We start from the raw sequence: 17740 nt of genomic DNA, 5'->3' as shown, positions 1-17740 counted from the left end.
ATAGATATAAGGTGTGGACCCATGTTGCTTTCTAAACTTTTAGACTCTTGACTCTTGGCCTTTGACTAAATTTTTTGACTTTCGACATTCGACCTTTGACTAAAATTTTTATCCCAATCCTTCCAAACGGGTTCGTATCCTTTACTGGAAATAATTTTTGCAATCTCGGCAGCAGAGCGTTCGTCACTGATCTCAAATTGCTCCAAGGATTGTGGATCAACTGCATAACCACCAGGATTAGTTTTGGAACCCGCACTCATACTGGTGATTCCAATTGGAATAATATTATCTCGAAATTTTTCGTTCTCTCGGGTGGAAAGGGAGATTTCTAAATCTTGATTCCACAAACGATAGGCACAAATGAGTTGGGTCAAATCAGCATCATCCATGATAAAGTTGGGCGCAATCACTCCTTCTGCCGGTCGTAATCTGGGAAATGAAACTGCATATTTAGTTTGCCAATAGGTTTTTTGTAAATAATCTAAATGCAAGGCGTTAAAAAAACTGTCAGTGCGCCAATCTTCTAATCCTAATAAAACACCCAATCCTATTTTATGAATACCGGCAGTTCCTATCCTATCCGGTGTTTCCAAACGAAAATCAAAATTGGATTTTTTGCCTTTTGTATGGTATTGTTTATAAACATCACGATGATAGGTTTCCTGATATACTAAAGTCGAATAGACACCCGCTTCGTGTAATTGTTCATATTCTGCTGTAGAAAGCGGTTGTACTTCGGCTGAAATGGTAGAGAAATCATTTCTTATTTGAGCAATTACCTTTAGAAAATAATGAATATTTACGGTGTGATTGGCTTCGCCAGTAACCAATAAAACATGATCAAATCCCGCTTTTTTCAAGACCTCAATTTCTTGCGTAATTTCATTTTCAGTAAGTGTTTTTCGTTTGATTTTGTTGTCTAAACTAAAACCACAATAGGTGCAAATGTTTTGGCATTCGTTGCTTAAATACAAAGGCGCATACATTTGAATCGTTTTGCCAAATCTTTTTTTGGTTGATTCATGCGTTAGCTGTGCCATTTGCTCTAAGTAAGGTTTGGCAGCTGGTGAAACTAATGCCAAAAAATCATCGAGACTGCGTTTGTTTTTAGCCAAAGCCTGTTCAACTTCCAGTGTTGTTGTGCCGTATATTTTGGATTTAATACTATCCCAATCATAGGTGTTAAAAACCGAATTAAATGTTTTCATAGTTTTTTTGTGAAAAGAATATGCTGTTTTTTGGCACGCAGATTTTACGGATTTTTGCAGATTTTTCTATGATTTGTCAATTTTATTTGCAAAATCTGAGTACTAATCTTTTATTCTCAATTATAATTTATTTGCAATTCTTTTAATGTCATCTAAAATAGTGACTGTGTTAAAATTGACAAGTAGGCCTAATTTTTTATCAGTAAGTTTTAAATAGTTTGTAATTTGTTTATAGTGAATAGGTGCTAAATCTTCGACAGATTTTAATTCAATAATTACTTTGTCTTCTACTAATAAATCAATTTTAAAAGCAACATCTAATATGATTTCGCCGTAAGGAATAGTGATTTCAAGTTGTCTTTCAACTTTTAAATTTATTTTAGTTAATTCATAATACAAAGCACTTTCGTAAACAGATTCAAATAATCCTGGACCGAGAGTGTTGTACACTTTGAAAATGGCTCCTCTTATTTTAAATGATATGTCGTTTTCAGTCATTTTTTAAGAATTTAAAAATTAGTACTAATTAAAAACTAAATATAGTTATTTTCATACAATTAAGTAACAGCTATTGTATAATTTCGTATTTTAAAATCAGACAAAATGACGCAATAGATTGATTTTAAATTACTGTTTACAATAGTACTTCTTTTGACTTTACGACGTTTAAACTTTCGACTAGCTTATAAATTTTTGTTGCACGCAGATTCTAGGGATTTCAGCAGATTTTTTATTTACCATCTGCGTAAATCTGTAAAATCTGCGGGCCATTTTTTCAGTGGTTTTCTTGTAAATAGACCAAAAAACATTACTCGTACAAAAACGCTGTCAAAGGACTTGAAGCTATCGCACGATTTACTTTTTGCGCTAATTGCGCTTCGTAAGCTTTTCTGCCGGCAATAACCGCTTCTCTAAAAGCTTCTGCCATCAATATTGGATTTCCTGCCACAGCAATTGCTGTGTTTACCAAAACTGCATCAGCGCCAAGTTCCATTGCTTTTGCAGCATCAGATGGTGCGCCAATTCCGGCATCTATAATCACGGGAACGTTGCTCTGTTCGATTATTATTTCTAAAAAATCGATGGTTTTTAATCCTTTGTTACTGCCTATTGGAGAACCTAAAGGCATCACCGCTGAAGTTCCGGCGTCTTCCAAACGCTTGCACAAAACCGGATCTGCATGGATGTAAGGCAAAATAATAAACCCTAATTTGGCTAAAGCTTCCGTAGCTTTTAAGGTTTCAATTGCATCGGGCATTAAATATTTTGGATCAGGATGAATTTCCAGTTTAAGCCAATTGGTCTCCAACGCTTCTCGCGCTAATTGCGCCGAAAAAATGGCTTCTTTAGCATTTCTTGCTCCAGAAGTATTGGGTAACAAATTAATCAGCGGATGTTTAAGATGGGATAAAATGGGATCGGTTTTGGTTTCTAAATCGATTCGTTTTAGAGCCAAGGTTACTAACTCGGTTCCAGAGGCTAAAATGGCTTCTTCCATTTGTTGATTCGAACCGAATTTTCCTGTGCCTAAAAACAAGCGGGATTGAAAGATTTTGTCTCCTATTTTAAATGGTACCATATAATTTTTCGTTAAGTTGGTTAATAATTAGGGCTGGATTTTCGCTTTGTGTAATCAAACCAGAAACGGCAATACCGTGAATTCCGGTTTCCATCAGGTCTTGAATGTTTTCTAGTGTGATTCCTCCAATGGCATAAATGGGAATTTGGATGTTTTTTATTTTCATTTGTTTAATAATCGATCGATACCCTTCCAATCCTAAAATGGGACTTAAATTTTGTTTGGTTGTCGTAAATTGAAACGGACCCAGACCTATATAATCACAGTTTTCGGCTGTTCTTTGGAGCACGTCTTCAAAAGTATTTGCCGTTCCTCCAATAATTTTTGTTTTTCCTAAAAGAATTTGGGCCTCTTCCACTTTCATATCACTTAAACCCAGATGGACTCCATCCGCATCCAATTGTTGTGCTAAATGGACGTTGTCATTGATGATAAAAGTGGCCAAATATTCTTTGCACAACATTTTTACGGCTTCCGCCAAAGTACAAACTTCAAGTGCGTTTTGATTTTTGAATCGCACTTGTATCCAATGGCAGCCATTGTCCAGTGCTTTATGAATGTTATGCAATTGTTCTTGAACGGAATTTCCTTGCGAAATGTATTGTAACTTATTATACATGATGGTATCCTAATTTTGTTTGGTTTGATTGTAAGTAAGTTTCTATATATTTTTTGGCATTGATGCAAGCTGTTTTTAAATCTTGTTCCAAAGCTAAATTGGCTGTAATCGCTGATGATAATACACAGCCGGAGCCGTGTTTTTCGAAAACCAAAGTAGTATTTGGCGCGAGCCTGAAGATTTCCTTTCCAGTATATAAACAATCAACACCAATTACCAGAGGATTGTGACCCCCTTTTAGTAATACAGCACAATGTTTTGATACATCGTGAGCAATTAAATTCGGATTTTTTTCTGCTGTAGAAAACTGTAATATTTCATTGTAATTGGGTGTTATCAAATCTATTTGTTCTACTATTTCAATCAAAAGAGTTTGATTGTCTATCGTTATAAAAGGGAATTCGGTTGTAGATTTTAAAACGGTGTCCCAAACGATCTTTGTTTTTGGCGAAAGCTTTTTTATAGCAAAAACAATATCTTTCAGGTAATCTAGTGAAGGAACAATTCCAATTTTTACTGCTTTGATACTGTAATTTTTAAACAGTTTATCCAGTGTTTTCAAAACATAAGCTTGGTCAGTCCATTCCATTTCGAAGAACTGATTTTCGGTTTGAATGGTATTGCCGGTATTGACAGCAAAACCATAAACGTGATGTTGCTCGAATGTTTTGATGTCTGCTAAAACTCCTGCGCCTCCAGACGGATCAAAGCCTGCAATTGTTAATACGAAAGACCTATTTTCTGACATAGTTTAAAATTTCCTATTGAATGATTACTGTTCCAAATGGTTCCTAAAAGGGCCACATCGTCAAAGCCATATTTTAATGCAGTTTTGATTTTATCATAAGTAATTCCTCCTAGTGCTACTAATGAAGTTTCGTTATTCTTTCTTTGTTCCAATTCCTTTACAAAGTCAATATTCGAAATGTACTTTGGTTTAGAAATACTTTCGAAAACAGGACCAAAAAAAGCATAGTCAAAAACAGTAGATAATTTTTCAAAATCAATCATTTGATGAATCGAAGTAGAGAGTGAAAATCCGTTTTTCTTCCAGATTTTTAAACTTTTCTCGGATGTTTCAATTCTTGCTTTTTCTGTAAAATGAATCCGATGTATTCCAGCTGCGGAAGCTAGTTGATGATGACTGTGCAAAACCAATTGCTGTCTGAATTCGGATTTTATTTCTGATAAAAAAACGTTCATTTCTGTTTCTGAAAAATCAGGTTTCCGAATATGAAGCAACTCCAGTCCATTCTCAAAAAGAGAATGAATGGTGTCGATTTCATTAGGTACAGGAAGGGGATTTGTGATTACGATCATGACTTTGCTCTATTCTCCTTTCTAGATCTTCTAATTTTTTATATGTAAATTTCTTTTCCGCTTTCCACAAATTCTTGTGATTTCTCTTTCATTCCTTTTTCGATTTCGGCTACATCACGAATTTCCTGGGAGATTTTCATAGAACAAAATTTTGGTCCGCACATGGAACAAAAATGAGCTACTTTGGCGCCATCTGCCGGTAATGTTTCATCATGAAATTCACGAGCTGTATCTGGATCTAAGGATAAGTTGAATTGGTCTTCCCAACGGAATTCAAAACGAGCTTTGCTTAAAGCATTGTCACGGTATTGCGATCCGGGATGCCCTTTGGCCAAATCAGCGGCATGAGCCGAAATCTTATACGTGATTACGCCGTCTTTAACGTCTTTTTTGTTGGGTAAACCAAGGTGTTCTTTTGGAGTCACGTAACACAACATCGCACAACCGTACCAACCAATCATTGCCGCGCCAATGGCAGAAGTGATGTGGTCATAACCTGGAGCAATATCCGTTGTTAATGGTCCTAAAGTGTAAAACGGAGCTTCGTCACAATGTTCCAGTTGTTTATCCATGTTTTCTTTTATCATGTGCATTGGTACGTGACCAGGGCCTTCAATAAATACTTGGACATCGTGTTTCCACGCTATTTTTGTCAGTTCACCCAGTGTTTCCAATTCGGCAAACTGAGCGGCATCATTCGCATCGGCAATAGAACCTGGGCGCAAACCGTCTCCCAATGAAAACGCTACATCATATTGTTTCATGATTTCGCAAATCTCATCAAAATGGGTGTAAAGAAAGTTTTCCTGATGGTGAAACAAACACCATTTTGCCATGATAGAGCCTCCACGGGAAACGATTCCGGTAACACGTTCCGCAGTCAAATGAATGTAACGCAATAGAACACCAGCATGGATTGTAAAATATGAAACACCTTGTTCTGCTTGTTCGATTAACGTATCTCGATAGACTTCCCAAGTCAGGTCTTCGGCAACACCATTTACTTTTTCTAGCGCTTGGTAAATAGGCACCGTTCCAATTGGCACTGGAGAATTTCGAATAATCCATTCTCTGGTTTCGTGAATGTTTTTACCCGTAGACAAATCCATAATAGTGTCAGCTCCCCAGCGGCAAGCCCAAACTGCTTTTTCTACTTCTTCTTCGATAGTTGAGGTTACGGCACTGTTCCCAATGTTAGCATTAATTTTTACCAAGAAGTTGCGACCTACAATCATAGGCTCACTTTCGGGATGGTTGATGTTATTTGGAATAATGGCACGGCCTCTGGCTACTTCGCTGCGGACAAATTCAGGTGTGATTTTAGATTTTGGCGTATTGGCTCCTAAACTATTTCCATTGTGTTGGCATTGCATTGCCTTAGTTTGTTCATTTATCAACTCCAAGCGTTGGTTTTCACGAATGGCAATATATTCCATTTCGGGAGTAATAATTCCTTGTTTTGCGTAATACAATTGGGAAACGTTGGCTCCTTTTTTGGCACGCATGGGTTTGTGTAAATATCCAAAACGCAATTCGTTTAATTTTTCGTCATTCAAACGCTTTTTTCCATATTCGGAAGAGATTTCAGTTAACTCTTCTACATCATTACGATCCAAGATCCATTGTTCCCGAATGCGGGGTAGTCCTTTTCGAATGTCAATTTCGATATTTGGGTCGGTGAATGGGCCGGATGTGTCATAAACGGTAACGGGAGGGTTTTTTTCTATTCTGCCATTTGACATTTTAGTATCCGCCAATGCAATTTCCCGCATCGCTACTTTTATGGGGTGAATGGTTCCGGCTACATAAATTTTTGTAGAGTTTGGAAAAGGAGTGGTTGATATTTTTTCTTCGGATTTCATTTGTTTGAAGTTTTCCCCACCCCAGCCCTCCCCGAAGGGGAGGGAGCCAAGACGGGATTAATTAGTATGATTATTTTTATTTTCTCTATTTTCTTGGTTCTTTTTCTGCTAGGGATAGAAATGGAAAGCCCGTAAAGTAGAAAGCCAGATAAAACAAGGATTAGTGAAGCGACCGTTAGGAAGCTTTGACTAAGACTATGTTTTATAGGATTGCAAGTGCGGACTTGAAATGGATAGCCCGCCCGAGCAGCCAAACTATCCTCCTTGAGTTGCAGAGATGATTAGAATGTCGTCGGTTTCTTGAATGATGTGGGATTTCCAGTTGGATTTTGGAATAACGGTGTTGTTAATGGCTACGGCAATTCCATTTTGTTTAATGGGAATTTCCAAGTCAAGAAGTGCCTGAACAGTTAGACTGTCATTTGCAAATTGTTTCGTTTGATTGTTGATTTTGAGTTCCATTCCTTTTGAATTTAGTATACAATTATACTTTAGGAATGGCTACAGGAGTACATAAATGTACCAGGAAGTCATCTTACTTTTCCCTACGCTAGTATGAACTAGATCAGGTTCAGAGGGTAATTCTCAGCCTACAATGTTGTAGACACCCCTAAAGTGTTAAACAAATGTAGGATATTTTTTTAGATGTGATTCTTAAATTTTGAAAAAAAAAGAAACTTTTTAAACTTATTTTGTTATTGATTTTTGAAAAATTACTGTTTTTTCCAACAATTTGCTACATGATCATCGACCATGCCGGTTGCTTGCATGTGTGCATAAACTACTGTAGAACCGACGAATTTGAAGCCGCGTTTTTTCAAATCTTTGCTTATTTCATCAGAAAGTGGCGTGGTTGAAGGAACTTCTTGTAAAGATTGCCGGTAGTTTTGAATGGGTTTTCCTTCGGTGAATTCCCAAATGTATTTGGAAAAGCTGCCAAATTCTTGTTGGACTTTCATAAAGGCAATCGCATTGGAAACAGCTGCACGAATTTTTAATTGATTGCGAATTATTCCGGCATCTTGAAGTAATTCCTGGATTTTATCTTCGGTGTAAAGTGCTACTTTTTTATAGTCAAAATCATCAAAAGCTAATTTAAAGTTTTCTCTTTTTCTTAAAATTGTAATCCAACTTAGTCCAGCTTGGAACGTTTCCAAGATTAGAAATTCAAATAATTTTTGATCGTCATAAACGGGAACTCCCCATTCTTCATCATGGTATTTTTTATATAAATCACTCGAGGAGCACCAACCACATCGCATTTTCTCATCCATAATTATTCTTTTTCAGAGGCCAAGTAATTTTTTATTAAATAGTGACCCAAATAAATTAAAGGAGTCAAGAGAATGGCAATTCCGAGTTTGAATGTATAACCAGTCAATGCCGAAGTTATAAAAGTATCAAAGTTGATTTTTCCGGGTAGCCAAAAAGCGATTCCCAACACAATAAAAGAATCGAATAATTGAGAAATTATAGTGGAGCCTGTTGCTCTGAGCCAGATTTTGTTGTTTCCCGTACGGTTTTTGAAAAACCAAAAAACAGTCACATCTATTAATTGAGAAACCATGAAGGCAATAATGCTACCTACAATAATCCACATGCTTTGACCAAAAACTGCAAAAAATTGTTCATCATTTACCGGGCTTATTCCTTTTGCTGCAGGAATATTGATTGCAAAAAGTAAAACAAGGAAAGAATAGGAAATTAAACAGGCTGTGATCAATGAAAGTTTTTTTACTCCTTTTTCGCCAAAATATTCATTGATTAAATCAGTCGTCAGGAAAACGATAGGCCAAGGCAAAATACCTATACTCATTACAAACGGACCTATTTGTATCAATTTTCCACCAATTAGTTCTGCTGTAACGGCGTTAGTAATGAAGATTCCGGCCAGAATAACAAAGACAAGGTCTTTTTTGGTTTTGAACATAAATAAAATTTAAATTTCAAATTTAGTCTTTTAATTTTTTTTTTAGAAGTGGTTTTAAGGAATAAAAAAATCCCATTCGATTTAAAGAATGGGATTTTGAATTTTTAAACAAAATATAAATAAATTTAAGATTCTGTAATAAATTTTGAGTAAATTATCCTAACGCAGCTCTTTTGAAACCGGTAACAATAAGATCTTTATCTAAAGATTTAGCATAAGCAGAAACGCTCATTTTGTTGTCTTTGATATAATCTTGGTTTACTAAAGTATTGTCTTTGAAGAAACGAGCCAGTTTACCTTTAGCTATATTGTCTAACATTGCTTCTGGTTTTCCTTCTTGACGTAGGATATCTTTAGCGATTTCGATTTCTTTAGCGATAGTTTCAGCATCAACACCATTTTCGTCTAAAGCAATAGGAGACATAGCTGCAGCTTGCATAGCGATATTTCTTGCTACTTCATCAGCACCTTCTAATTTTGCTGATAAACTAACTAAAGTGGCGATTTTGTTTCCAGAGTGGATGTAAGATCCGATAAAAGCACCTTCTAATTTCTCGAAAGTTCTGATTTCTAATTTTTCACCAATAACTCCTGTCTGCTCGATTAATTTGTCAGCAACAGTGATTCCGTTGAAATCAGCCGCTAAAAATTCTTCTTTAGTGTTGAAGTTCAATGCTAAATTAGCCATTTCAGTAGCCATTTTTACAAAGTTTTCATTCATCCCCACGAAGTCAGTCTCACAGTTCAATGTGATAACAACTCCAGCAGTTTTATCAGCGTTTACAACAGCAATTGCAGCACCTTCAGTAGATTCTCTGTCAGAACGGTTAGCAGCTACTTTTTGTCCTTTTTTACGTAAGTTTTCGATTGCTAAATCAAAATCTCCTTCTGATTCAACCAAGGCTTTTTTGCAGTCCATCATACCTGCACCAGTGATTGTTCTTAATTTATTTACGTCTGCAGCAGTAATTGTTGCCATAATTTTTATATTTAAAGATTAAAAGATTGAAAAATTTAAGGATTTAATTACTAATTCTACAATCAATAATTTTTAATCTTTAAACCCTTCAATCTTTAAATTTATTTTATTTATTCTTCAGTTGCAGTCGGCGCAGCAGCTTCAGCAGCAGGAGCGGCTTCTACAGCAGGAGTAACTTCAGCAGTAGGAGCAACAACTTCAGCAGTAGGAGCAACAACTTCAGCAGTAGCATCACCTTCCTTGTCAGAACCTCTATCAGAAAGTCCTTCAACAATTGCAGCTGTAACTAAAGTTAAAATTTTATCAATTGATTTAGAAGCATCATCGTTAGATGGGATTACAAATTCAACCTCTCTTGGGTCAGAATTGGTATCCACCATTGCGAAAACTGGAATGTTTAATTTTTGTGCTTCTTTTATTGCAATGTGTTCCGCTTTGATATCAACTACGAACAATGCAGCCGGTAGTCTAGACATGTCAGCGATTGAACCTAAGTTTTTCTCTAATTTAGCACGAAGACGATCTACTTGCAAACGCTCTTTTTTAGAAAGAGTCATGAATGTACCATCTTTCTTCATTTTATCAATAGTAGCCATTTTTTTAACAGCTTTACGGATAGTTACGAAGTTAGTTAGCATTCCACCAGGCCATCTTTCTGTGATGTAAGGCATGTTTGCAGCTTTTGCTTTTTCAGCAACAATGTCTTTTGCTTGTTTTTTGGTAGCAACGAATAATATTTTTCTACCTGATGCAGCGATTTTTTTCAAAGCTTCATTAGCTTCTTCAATTTTTGCTGCAGTTTTATATAGATTGATAATGTGAATACCATTACGCTCCATATAGATGTAAGGAGCCATGTTTGGATCCCATTTTCTAGTCATGTGTCCAAAGTGAACACCTGCTTCTAGTAAGTCTTTTACTTCTACTTTGTTTGCCATTTTGTTCTAGTTTACGTTCTGTTGATTAGCAATGAATAAATGGCGATTTCTCGGCTTTATACATTTAGATGCTAAACTATTTCCTACCTCAGTAGGAGAGCAACAACAACTGTTTTTTTTAAATTTTTATGCTAAATTTATTTCAGCATCTTTTCACTTTAGGCTGGTAATAAAACCAGCGTATGAACTTGATAATCTGAAACAAGCTCAGATTGAATATTAACGTTTAGAGAATTGGAATCTCTTACGGGCTTTCTTCTGACCGAATTTCTTACGTTCAACCATTCTTGGATCTCTTGTCAATAAACCTTGTGGTTTCAAGATAGCTCTGTTTTCAGCATTTACTTCACACATAACACGTGCCAATGCCATTCTTACAGCTTCTGCTTGACCAGTTGAACCACCTCCGTAAACGTTCACTTTTACGTCAAAGTTGCTTACATTTTCTGTCATAGACATTGGTTGTAATACTTTGTACTGTAAAGTTGCAGTTGGGAAATAAGTTTCGAATGGTTTTTTGTTTACAACGATTACTCCTGTTCCTTCCGAAACATAAACACGTGCAACAGCGGTTTTTCTTCTACCGATTTTGTGAATAACTCCCATTACTTAAGATCGTTAAGGTTAACTGTTCTAGGTTTTTGAGCGCCTTGTTTGTGCTCTGATCCTACAACAACATTTAAATTTCTAAAAAGTTCAGCGCCAATTTTATTTTTTGGCAACATTCCTTTTATCGCTTTTTCTACTAGTAATGCAGGATTCTTCGCTTGCAATACTTTAGCAGTTAAAGTTCTTTGACCTCCAGGGTAACCAGTGTGACGGATGTATGTTTTTTCATCCATTTTGTTACCTGTAAGGTTAATTTTTTCTGAGTTGATAACGATTACGTTATCTCCGCAGTCCACGTGTGGTGTGTAACTTGGCTTGTACTTACCTCTCAAAATCATAGCGACTTTTGAAGCAAGACGACCTAAGTTGTGACCATCAGCATCTACAACAATCCACTCTTTTGTAACGGTGGCTTTGCTTGCTGATTGTGTCTTGTAGCTTAATGCGTCCATAATATATTTTTAATTAAACATTCCATCCCCAATAAAGGGGTTGCAAAAGTACAATTAATTATTTTAAATACAAACACCTGTAAAAGATAATTTTAACGAGGAATCCATAGATTATTATTTTATGAAAATAATGATAATAAATGTAATAATACGGTAATATATAGTGTGATACATAAAAAAACCATTTGAATTATAAATTCAAATGGTTTTAATCAGTAGTGCAATTGTTTTATACGATAAAAATATTTGCTATTGCTACCGCTTGAGCTGTAGTCAGTGGCTCGTCATAAGATTCTGAACCTGCATCTGCTCCAAACAGTGTAGCTGTATTGTATCCTGCTTGCAGTGTAACTTCTTCACCGTCATATACGGCTTGTGTTGCTGCGGGCATACCTGCACCTCTTTGATTTCCTGTAATCCATCCTTTTAATCCTCTTAATCTTCTTACTTCCGAGGCATGTCGGGCTTCAACAGAGTGAATCTGTAATGCAGCGGTTAACAAGTCAGGAGTTGAAATTAGATTTCCAGCCTGTCCTTTGTACGCTCTTACTCCTGTGTCTTCCAAGGCTTGCGCCAAGGCAAGAAATGTTGGATAGTCGTTAAAGGGTCTAAAAGCACCGCCAACTGTAAAGTCAAAAGTGGGTTTAGGTACAAAATTTGCACTTGCCGTACCGCCCAACCCTGCGATTAAAAAAGTTACATGACTAGTTTCGTGTTTGGAGATTTGTTCAAAAACTTTCCTATCACGACCTGAATTTTCAAGTAGAGGAATGACTCCGGAATCTAAACCCATCTGATAAAATTCTTTTTCAAGATATTCTAATGTCAAGGCCAATTGTAAAGCTCCAATTGGCGTACTCGGAGTTGGCGAAATATCAGCAGCATAGGCTGAAGTTGATGCTAATCCGAAAGGGATAGCTGCTAGTGCTAAATTTTTACCTAATTTACTGAATTGGCCCAAACTTTCTCTTCTGGAGCCTTTAGCTTGCATTACACTTTCATCTGCAAGAGACTCTATAAATTTTAATATGTTCATAATTTCTAAATTTAAAAGTTTAAGGTAAATACTGAGCAGTAAATTTTGTGGTAATAAATCCGGCAGCTATTGGAATTACTTGCGATGGATTACTTGCAACATCTAATCCCGTAGTTACATTTACAACATCATCGCCGGCAAAATCTTTTGAATTTGGATTAATTAAACTTCTAATAGCCGATGCGTGTCTTGCTTCAACAGAAACTATTTTCCCTGCTAATAAAAGGTAGTCGGGACTAGCTAATAATTTTCCAGCACCGTTGTAAGCAGCTACTCCTGTGTCTTCTAAAGCTTTGGCCGTAGCCAAGACTTGGGTGCGGTTGCTAAAATTCAAGGTTCCGTAGGTAAAAGACAAGTTGGGTAGCAATTGAGTTTTAGAGTCGGGTAAAGCACCGGTTAAGGCAGCCTTGAAAAATTCTCTGTGAATTACTTCATGACGATACAAATCGGTAAGAATTATTTGATCTTGCGCTGTGAAATTCGTCGTGAATCCTGAAGAGTTTACTACTTTAGTGTAAAAATCGGCTTCTAATTGTTCCAATGCATAAGCATAGGTTAAAACACCAAAATCTCCGCCTCCTAAATCAAAAACTCCATTTCGTGCTCCGGGAAACTGATTTACTGGTTTATTTTCATCATCGTCATTATTACAGCCCGCTAATAACAAACTGGTGCCCACAAGTGTGAGGCCACTAATTTTCAGGAAGCTCCTTCTGTTTGTGCAAGATGGTTTTACTTCTTGAATCGAAACTACATTTTTCATAATTTACTTTCTTTAAGGGTTATTAATAGTAATTACACGTTTAGTAGGTATAAACGAATTCTTAAGGTGTTCAGTTTTAGATTTTTATATTTTTTTAATAATACCACATAAAAAACTTAATTACGGTAATTTTTCGGGCAGATTAGGAGTAGTTTTTGGTTTAACTTATTGAATCAAAACTCTATTTTTTCATACTGTGAACATTTAAAAGGTTAGTAGTTGTATTCTTTCTGATTAATGATTTAATATGTATATTTGCGATTGATGAATTGTTATTACAAAGATAATGATAATAAGCCACGTCTTGTGTATTGATTTTCAATTAATTACAATGTAAAATTGATGTAATTATATTGATTATTATTATAGAATTGTTGAAATAGTTTGTATAATTACCATATCGTCTTCTCGTTTCCCTTTAATATTTTAAAATATATGAAAGCCAAAGCTACATTAAAACAAATAGCAAAAGAACTTAACGTTTCTGTCTCAACAGTTTCAAAAGCTCTTAATGATAGTCCGGAAATTAGTGAGGTAACTAAAGTGAAAATTAAAGAATACGCAAAACTAAAAAACTACAAACCCAACGTTATTGGTCTGAATCTTAAAAACAGAAAAACAAAAACCATTGGTGTCATCATACCAAATATTTTAAATTCTTTTTTTGCTAAAGTATTTAGCGGTATCGAAAAAGTAGCGGACGAAAAAGGATACAACGTTATTATGTGTATTTCCAATGAATCGTCAGAGAAAGAAGCGCATACACTGGAAATGTTGAGTAATGGAACTATTGATGGCTTTATTGTTTCAGTTTCTGAGGAAGCACAAAAAAATCAGGATTACGGTCATTTCTCAGCAATTATTAATGATGGAACTCCCATTGTTATGTTTGACCGAATTGCGGAAGGCGTTGATTGTGACAAAGTAATTGTAGATGATTTTGATTCTGCTTTAAATTCCACCCAATATTTAATTGATTTGGGCTGCAAAAATATCGCTTTGTTGTCTTCTATCGATAATTTAAGTGTTGGTAAGCTAAGAGCAGAAGGGTATTTGAAAGCTTTGGAAAAAAATAATATTGATGTGAATAGCGCCGTAATCCTAAGAACGGACTCTGAAGAAGATTTAAAAGAGAAAATCGAAAAAGTTTTTGAAAATAAAATTGATGGGATTTTTGCTTTGGAAGAAAATGATTCTGTTGCCGCTTTACGAATCGCGCTTAAAAAAGGATTTAAAGTTCCAGAACATATTTCAATCATTGGTTTTGCCGATGGAATTCTTGCTTCCCGTAGATTGTCTCCCAGTTTAACAACCGTCAGTCAGCACGGAATAGAAATAGGAGAAGTAGCTGCTAAATTGCTCATCGACAGATTAGAATCCAAAGAAGAGCATGTTCCTTATGAAACCGTTGTCATTAAAACAAAATTGAAAGAAAGAGAGTCAACAAGAAAATTGTAGCAACTCGTTTACTATAATTACAAAAAAATCTCTAATCGTTTCGGAATGATTAGAGATTTTTTTTGGCACAATAAGAGATAATTTTAATGCGCTTCCAGCCAGTCTTTTCCTGATCCTAAATCTACATCCAAAGGTACATCGAGTTTAAACGCATGTTCCATTTCATATTTTATCATCGGTTTAATTTTTTCGAGTTCCGAATTATGCACATCGAAAACAAGTTCATCATGAACCTGTAGCAGCATTTTGCTTTTCCAGTTTTCGGAGGTTAGTTTTTGATGAATGTTAATCATCGCAATTTTGATAATATCGGCGGCACTTCCTTGTATCGGCGCGTTTACCGCGTTTCGTTCTGCACCGCCACGAACAATGGCATTTTGTGAATTGATATCTTTTAAATAACGGCGACGGCCAAGGATTGTTTGCACATAGCCGTTCTCTCTGGCAAATTCTATTTGTTCCTGAATATAGGATTTTAATCTTGGATAAGTTTGGTAATACGCTTCAATCAGAGCCGCACTTTCACTTCTGGACAATGAAGTTTGATTGCTCAGTCCAAAAGCTGAAACTCCATATATAATTCCGAAATTTACCGTTTTGGCATGACTTCGCTGCTCACGTGTCACTTCTTCAAGCGGGACATTAAACACTTTAGAAGCAGTAGATTTGTGAATGTCTTCCTGATTTTGGAATGCCTTTATCATGTTTTCTTCCCCGCTTAATGCGGCAATTACACGCAATTCTATTTGAGAATAATCCGCAGAAACCAACGTGTAATTTTCATCTCGGGCCACAAATGCTTTCCGTATTTGTCGACCACGTTCCGTACGAATCGGAATATTTTGTAAATTAGGATTATTGGAACTCAAACGACCGGTTGCGGCAACAGTTTGCATGTAATCGGTGTGAATGCGGCGAGAGATTTCATCGACTTGATTGGGCAGCGCATCAACATAGGTGTTTTGCAGTTTTACTAATTGTCGCCAGTCCTGAATGTCCTTTACAATTGGGTTTTCGGCGGCTAAATAACTTAAGATTTCCTCTCCTGTTGCGTATTGACCGGTTTTGGTTTTCTTTTGCTTTGCACCACCAATTTTCAATTTGTCAAATAAAACATCACCTAATTGTTTTGGGGAAGCGAGATTGAATTTTTCACCCGCAGTTTCAAATATGTTCGCTTCTAAAATTTTGATATCATCATCCAATGTTTTCGACAGCGATTTAAGGAAATCCACATCTACACGAATTCCTTCTTTTTCCATATCAGCCAAGACTTTTACCAATGGAATTTCGATTTCCTCAAAAAGTTTTTTGGTACCGGTTTTGTCTAATTCCAAAGTGAATATCTCTTTAAGTTGCAAGGTTACATCGGCATCTTCAACAGCATATTCTTTGATTTCTTCCAGTTCAACATCGCGCATTGATTTCTGGTTTTTTCCTTTTTTTCCAATTAATGTTTCAATGGATTGAGGCGAATATTTCAAATATGTTTCCGATAAAATATCCATATTATGACGCATATCCGGATTAATAAGATAATGCGCAATCATGGTATCGAATAGCTTTCCTTTTACGGTAACATTATAATTAGAAAGAATTTTTAAATCATATTTTAAATTTTGACCAATTTTCTCGATGCTTTCATTTTCGAAAAAAGGAATGAATTTCTCGATTAAAGTCTGTGCTTCCTCTTGATTTTCCGGAAACGGAACATAAAATCCTTTTCCTTTTTCGTAAGAGAATGATATTCCAACCAACTCTGCATGCAAAGGATCTAAACCCGTCGTTTCGGTATCAAAACATACTGAAGTTTGTTTTTGTAAATTTTGCAACAGCAATTTCAGTCCTAAATCCCCTAGGATTATCTGATACGAATGTTCTGTATTTGCTAATGAACTGTAATATTGATGACGTGTTTCTTCAGAAGAATCGTCATGAATGGTAGTTCCAAAAAGGTCGAACTGTTCTTCGTTTTTAGCTTGAGGTTTTTTATACAATTTGGTTTCATCAACTGGGTTGGTGTTGTTAGAGGCAGTTCCGCCTTTTTTAAATATAGCGTCAAATTGTTCCGCCATTCGTCTAAATTCTAATTCATTGAATAGCGCATCCGTTTTCTCGACATCAGGAGTGGATAATTCATAATCTGTTTCGTCAAAAATAACGGGACAATCTAGAAGAATAGTTGCTAAAGTTTTGGACAATAATCCTTTTTCCTTGTTGGCTTCAATGTTCTCTTTCATTTTTCCTTTCAGCTTGTCTGTGTTGGCCAGAAGGTTTTCCATGGTTCCAAATTCCTTTAAAAGTTTCTTAGCCGTTACTTCTCCCACGCCGGGCAGTCCCGGAATGTTATCGGCAGCATCGCCCATCATTCCAAGAAAGTCAATTACTTGATCTGGTCGTTCGATTTCAAATTTTGCCAAAACCTCAGGAATCCCCCAAATTTCTATTCCATTTCCCATTCGGGCGGGTTTATACATAAATATATTTTCGGAAACAAGCTGTGCGAAATCCTTATCTGGGGTTACCATAAAGACTTTGTAGTTTTCTTTTTCCGCTTGTTTTGCAATAGTCCCAATTAAATCATCAGCTTCATATCCTTTTACTTCAATAATAGGAATGTGCATGGCTTTCAATAGTTCTTGTATGTATGGAATGGCAATTTTTATGGCTTCAGGAGTGGCATCTCGATGGGCTTTGTAATCGGGAAATATGTCATTTCGCAATTGGCTTCCACCATTATCAAATGCAACGGCTAAATGGTCTGGTTTTTCTCTTTTTATAACATCCATCAAGGAATTCATGAATCCCATAATGGCCGATGTATCGAGTCCTTTTGAGTTGATTCTTGGGTTTTTTATGAAGGCATAATAACCTCTAAAGATTAAGGCATAAGCATCTAGAAGAAAAAGTCGTTTCTGTTGTGACATGAATTGTGATTTTGTAAAGTTTTCAAAAGTACGAAACTTGGTAGATAAAGGAGTAAAGGA

At 36.0% G+C, this 17740-nt stretch carries 18 protein-coding genes and 1 riboswitch; of the genes, 1 reads left to right on the top strand and 17 read right to left on the bottom strand.

From position 1 onward, the window contains the following. Positions 1 to 65: 65 nt before the first annotated feature. From thiH to ACP7AQ_RS07975, 16 genes are all read right to left on the bottom strand, one after another. Positions 66 to 1208, bottom strand: coding sequence for a 2-iminoacetate synthase ThiH (gene thiH / locus ACP7AQ_RS08050; RefSeq protein WP_426095081.1), 1143 nt, complete (start codon positions 1206 to 1208; stop codon positions 66 to 68). A gap of 120 nt (positions 1209 to 1328) precedes the next feature. Continuing rightward, positions 1329 to 1706, bottom strand: coding sequence for a GxxExxY protein (locus ACP7AQ_RS08045; protein WP_426090825.1), 378 nt, complete (start codon positions 1704 to 1706; stop codon positions 1329 to 1331). A gap of 310 nt (positions 1707 to 2016) precedes the next feature. After that, positions 2017 to 2787 carry a thiazole synthase gene (locus ACP7AQ_RS08040; RefSeq protein ID WP_426095080.1) on the bottom strand — a complete coding sequence of 257 codons (771 nt, stop codon included), beginning with the start codon at positions 2785 to 2787 and terminating at the stop codon, positions 2017 to 2019. Beyond that, a complete protein-coding gene (locus tag ACP7AQ_RS08035) occupies positions 2774 to 3406 on the bottom strand; it encodes a thiamine phosphate synthase (RefSeq protein ID WP_426095079.1) in 633 nt (210 codons plus the stop codon). Before ACP7AQ_RS08035 ends, ACP7AQ_RS08040 begins: the two co-directional genes overlap by 14 nt. Next, positions 3399 to 4154: a hydroxymethylpyrimidine/phosphomethylpyrimidine kinase gene (locus ACP7AQ_RS08030; protein WP_426095078.1), complete on the bottom strand. Its 756-nt coding sequence runs from the start codon at positions 4152 to 4154 to the stop codon at positions 3399 to 3401. Before ACP7AQ_RS08030 ends, ACP7AQ_RS08035 begins: the two co-directional genes overlap by 8 nt. After that, entirely contained in the window at positions 4127 to 4726 is a 600-nt protein-coding gene (locus ACP7AQ_RS08025) for a thiamine phosphate synthase (protein ID WP_426095077.1), read from the bottom strand. The genes ACP7AQ_RS08030 and ACP7AQ_RS08025 overlap by 28 nt, the downstream gene beginning before the upstream one ends. A 38-nt stretch (positions 4727 to 4764) precedes the next feature. Then, a complete protein-coding gene (gene thiC / locus ACP7AQ_RS08020) occupies positions 4765 to 6588 on the bottom strand; it encodes a phosphomethylpyrimidine synthase ThiC (protein ID WP_426095076.1) in 1824 nt (607 codons plus the stop codon). Positions 6589 to 6843: 255 nt separating this feature from the next. Continuing rightward, complete coding sequence (gene thiS, locus ACP7AQ_RS08015) at positions 6844 to 7050, bottom strand: sulfur carrier protein ThiS (protein WP_426095075.1); 207 nt, start codon at positions 7048 to 7050, stop codon at positions 6844 to 6846. A 63-nt stretch (positions 7051 to 7113) separates the two neighbouring features. After that, positions 7114 to 7210, bottom strand: a riboswitch (TPP riboswitch). 91 nt (positions 7211 to 7301) lie between these two features. Then, on the bottom strand, positions 7302 to 7862 hold the full coding sequence (locus tag ACP7AQ_RS08010) for a DNA-3-methyladenine glycosylase I (RefSeq protein WP_426095074.1): 561 nt from the start codon (positions 7860 to 7862) through the stop codon (positions 7302 to 7304). Positions 7863 to 7864: 2 nt separating this feature from the next. Further along, positions 7865 to 8518, bottom strand: coding sequence for a queuosine precursor transporter (locus tag ACP7AQ_RS08005; RefSeq protein WP_426062921.1), 654 nt, complete (start codon positions 8516 to 8518; stop codon positions 7865 to 7867). A 154-nt stretch (positions 8519 to 8672) separates the two neighbouring features. Then, a complete protein-coding gene (gene tsf / locus ACP7AQ_RS08000; RefSeq protein ID WP_426095073.1) occupies positions 8673 to 9497 on the bottom strand; it encodes a translation elongation factor Ts in 825 nt (274 codons plus the stop codon). A gap of 110 nt (positions 9498 to 9607) precedes the next feature. After that, positions 9608 to 10435: a 30S ribosomal protein S2 gene (gene rpsB / locus ACP7AQ_RS07995; RefSeq protein ID WP_426095072.1), complete on the bottom strand. Its 828-nt coding sequence runs from the start codon at positions 10433 to 10435 to the stop codon at positions 9608 to 9610. A gap of 219 nt (positions 10436 to 10654) precedes the next feature. Further along, positions 10655 to 11041, bottom strand: a complete 387-nt coding sequence (gene rpsI, locus ACP7AQ_RS07990) for a 30S ribosomal protein S9 (RefSeq protein WP_091202987.1) — start codon at positions 11039 to 11041, stop codon at positions 10655 to 10657. After that, on the bottom strand, positions 11041 to 11496 hold the full coding sequence (gene rplM / locus ACP7AQ_RS07985) for a 50S ribosomal protein L13 (protein ID WP_091202984.1): 456 nt from the start codon (positions 11494 to 11496) through the stop codon (positions 11041 to 11043). Before rplM ends, rpsI begins: the two co-directional genes overlap by 1 nt. A 229-nt stretch (positions 11497 to 11725) precedes the next feature. Beyond that, on the bottom strand, positions 11726 to 12532 hold the full coding sequence (locus ACP7AQ_RS07980; RefSeq protein ID WP_426062924.1) for a ferritin-like domain-containing protein: 807 nt from the start codon (positions 12530 to 12532) through the stop codon (positions 11726 to 11728). Between the two features lie 19 nt (positions 12533 to 12551). Beyond that, on the bottom strand, positions 12552 to 13295 hold the full coding sequence (locus ACP7AQ_RS07975) for a ferritin-like domain-containing protein (protein WP_426062925.1): 744 nt from the start codon (positions 13293 to 13295) through the stop codon (positions 12552 to 12554). A 435-nt stretch (positions 13296 to 13730) separates the two neighbouring features. Between ACP7AQ_RS07975 and ACP7AQ_RS07970 the strand changes: the two genes are divergently transcribed. Next, positions 13731 to 14753, top strand: a complete 1023-nt coding sequence (locus tag ACP7AQ_RS07970; RefSeq protein ID WP_426095071.1) for a LacI family DNA-binding transcriptional regulator — start codon at positions 13731 to 13733, stop codon at positions 14751 to 14753. An 83-nt stretch (positions 14754 to 14836) separates the two neighbouring features. Here ACP7AQ_RS07970 and polA read toward each other — a convergent pair whose 3' ends face one another. Further along, positions 14837 to 17680 (bottom strand): DNA polymerase I, encoded by a 2844-nt coding sequence (polA, locus tag ACP7AQ_RS07965; RefSeq protein ID WP_426095070.1) that lies wholly within the window; start codon positions 17678 to 17680, stop codon positions 14837 to 14839. Positions 17681 to 17740 lie beyond the last annotated feature (60 nt).

It is taken from the genome of Flavobacterium sp. DSR2-3-3 (assembly GCF_049896585.1).
GTDB lineage: Bacteria > Bacteroidota > Bacteroidia > Flavobacteriales > Flavobacteriaceae > Flavobacterium.
The sequence above is the reverse complement of the archived record's forward strand: the minus strand, read 5'-3'. Positions and strand labels throughout refer to the sequence as shown.